General features: G+C 68.5%; 6 protein-coding genes. 5 read left to right on the forward strand and 1 reads right to left on the reverse strand.

All coding sequences use genetic code 11. The annotated features are described in order from the left end of the window. Window positions 1–21 precede the first annotated feature (21 nt). Genes FJ251_15350 through FJ251_15370 form a run of 5 tightly spaced genes read left to right on the forward strand, consistent with a single transcriptional unit; the run spans window position 22 to window position 2,025 of the window. Window positions 22–372 (forward strand): hypothetical protein, encoded by a 351-nt coding sequence (locus FJ251_15350; GenBank protein ID MBM4119078.1) that lies wholly within the window; start codon window positions 22–24, stop codon window positions 370–372. 8 nt (window positions 373–380) lie between these two features. Beyond that, window positions 381–914, forward strand: coding sequence for a hypothetical protein (locus FJ251_15355; GenBank protein ID MBM4119079.1), 534 nt, complete (start codon window positions 381–383; stop codon window positions 912–914). 29 nt (window positions 915–943) lie between these two features. Beyond that, window positions 944–1,258, forward strand: a complete 315-nt coding sequence (locus FJ251_15360) for a hypothetical protein (protein ID MBM4119080.1) — start codon at window positions 944–946, stop codon at window positions 1,256–1,258. 40 nt (window positions 1,259–1,298) lie between these two features. After that, window positions 1,299–1,568, forward strand: coding sequence for a hypothetical protein (locus tag FJ251_15365; protein ID MBM4119081.1), 270 nt, complete (start codon window positions 1,299–1,301; stop codon window positions 1,566–1,568). Then, window positions 1,537–2,025 (forward strand): hypothetical protein, encoded by a 489-nt coding sequence (locus FJ251_15370; protein ID MBM4119082.1) that lies wholly within the window; start codon window positions 1,537–1,539, stop codon window positions 2,023–2,025. Before FJ251_15365 ends, FJ251_15370 begins: the two co-directional genes overlap by 32 nt. Before the next feature lie 78 nt (window positions 2,026–2,103). On the opposite strand, the gene FJ251_15375 is transcribed toward FJ251_15370, so the two are convergent. After that, the gene (locus tag FJ251_15375; protein MBM4119083.1) at window positions 2,104–2,334 is read right to left on the reverse strand and encodes a hypothetical protein; all 231 of its coding nucleotides are present in this window, start codon (window positions 2,332–2,334) and stop codon (window positions 2,104–2,106) included. Window positions 2,335–2,583 lie beyond the last annotated feature (249 nt).

Below are 2,583 nucleotides of genomic sequence, written 5' to 3' on the forward strand. Positions count from 1 at the left end.
CCCCTGCTAGAGGTGGAGTTCATGCCCAAGCAGATCGCCCGGGCGGCGCTGGGCGGCGCCGAAGCGGGCAACGACGACGGCGACGCGCCGACCACGCTCGGCACCGGCGGCACCAAGCCGGTCACCCTGGGCTCCACCTATGCGACCGGCAACAGCCTGGTGGGCCGCATCGCGCAGGTGATCCTCTGCGACGTGCACGACGAGGTCGCCCGCCGGGTGATCCGCGAGAAGCTGCGCAGGAAGTACCGAATCTACACGGTCGTCCGCGGCCAGGGGGGCTTCAGCGACGGGCACAGTCAGGGGTTCGACGTCGCGGGCCCCGCCTTCACGAGTGGATTCAGTAACGGCCACCGGATCGCGGTGGAGAGCTAGGAGGCATCATGGCCGATACCGTGCGCGAGCGCAGCACCCTCATCGGGATCCTCGCCGACAACAGCACGCAGAACATCAGCGAGCAGGACGACCGCGACGTGCTCGTGAGCATCATGGGCGTCTACGCCCAGCTCTACCTCACGGCCGGCGCGACGGCGCAGAGCGTCGACACGAGCTGGGCGACGCTCGACTGGGTAGCCGGCGCCAACGGCCTCGAGGACGCGGCCGATGCCGACTACACGGCGGACCGGATCTCGATCGGCTCCGGCGCCGGCGGCGTCTGGCAGCTGCACTTCCAGGCCACCTTCACCGGTACAGCGAGCACCGAGTTCGCCTTCAAGCTGGCGGTGAACGGCACCCGGCAGGATCGGGCGAGCTGCAAGGCGACGCTGGATGCCAGCGGCAACGCGGCGAGCTGCTCGTTCACCGCCCTCGTCCAGCTCGCGGCCGGCGATCTGGTCACCGTGCAAGTGAGCGCGAACGGAGCGAGCAAGAGCATCACGCCCCGCGAGATGCAGCTCGTCGCCAAGCGCGTGGCGTGATGGTCGAGTCCCGAAGCCGGAGGAGAAGGATGCCCCCCGAAGCCCGCAAGCCCGTCGCCGTCATCACGCTCGTCGCCCTCGCCGGGCTGCTCGTGAACATCCTCGGTGCGGCCATCATCTACGGCCGCACGGTGGGCGAACTGCAGGCCGGCAAGGCGGACCGCGCCGTCGTCGAGGCGCTGGCTCGCGACCTCGCCGGCTGCGCGAAGGCGGCCGACATGGCCTCGCTGGCGAACGAGTACCACAAGCACGTCGTGGAGAAGGCGCGCCTCGAGGGTGAGCTGCTCACCGAGCTGCGGCTGATGCGCGGCGACCTCGAGGACATCAAGCGCCGCCTGCACTGAGCCCCGAACACCGCCCATTGGGCGGAGAAGGAGAGAGCCCATGAGCCCCGCGATCTGGATCCCCCTCGCGATCGGCATCATCCCCCTCATCACTCAGGCCCTGAGCAAGCTGAATCTCTCGCCCCGGGTGATGTCCTGGCTGCCCGTGATCCAGGGCCTCGTCCTGGCCTTCCTCGTCAACGTCCAGGGGGGCATGACCTGGGGCGAGGCGCTGCTCGCGCTGCTCCAGGGCGCGAGCGCCGGCGCTGGCGCCACCCAGCTCCGTCAGTGGGTGGTGAATTGGAGGAAGGCCCAGAAGGTCACGCCCTAACCCGAGGAGGCCCGCAGTGATCGCTGAGCTCGGAGGCGCGATCCTCGGCAAGGTCGTCGAGAAGGTCTCGAGCGTCTTCAAAGGCGCGAAGGCCGCGCTCGACCTGCTGCCGGACCGCGCCGAAACAGTGGCCGCGAAGGTCGAGCTCGCCAAGGCGGAGAACCAGCTCACGATCGCACTGGCCGAGCTGGAGCTCGAGCGCGACAAGAGCGTGAACGCCCTGCGCGCTGCAGAGGTGCAGAGCGAGAGCTGGCTGACGCGGAACTACCGGCCCTGCTGCGTCGTCGCCCTGGTCGGCATCATCGTCGTCGACTTCGGCATCTTCCCGATGTTCGGCAGGACGCCCCACGAGTTGCCGGACAACCTCTGGCTGCTCACGGGCGGGCTGACCGGCGTGCAGATCATCGGCCGCTCGGCCGAGAAGATCGCGAAGACGCGGGCGAGGGCGAAGGAGTAGGCGCGGGACTTCTGCCACCCGTGCCGGGCGCTGGCCCTCCAGGCGGGGCCGGCGCCTTTTTCTTGGATCGGGAGTCGACTAGCGTCCGCGAGCCTGGCTGAGGAGTTCCTCGAACTCCTTGCGGCTCAGCCCCATCGTTCTGCGATTGTTGTGGAGGATGTCGTCAGCTAGGTCGGGATACTTGGGGATCACGACGGGGCGGGCATGACCCGCTTTCTCCATGCAGATGTGCGAGGACTCTTCCCTGGTCTTGACCCAACCGGCCAGCTCGCAGAGCTTCTTGTGCACTTTCCAGGAGATCGGTCCCATCGCCGCCTACGCGGTCGCTCTGCTGCCGGCGTAAGCGGGAGTGTTGACGTGGATCGGGAAGACCCGGGTTGCCGGCGACGGCTGGGGCGCATTCACGCTCTGGCGCGCCTGGCCCTTGGGGGCAGGCTTGAAGCCGACCTCGAGGAGCGCGTCGTGGAGGGTGCCGCGACGCAGACAGCTCTCGATCCAGAGCCGGATCGCCTCCTCGAGGTTGCTCTTGGCTTCCTTGAGGGTTGGGCCCTGCGAGTA

It is taken from the genome of bacterium (assembly GCA_016873475.1).
Lineage (GTDB): Bacteria > Krumholzibacteriota > Krumholzibacteriia > JACNKJ01 > JACNKJ01 > VGXI01.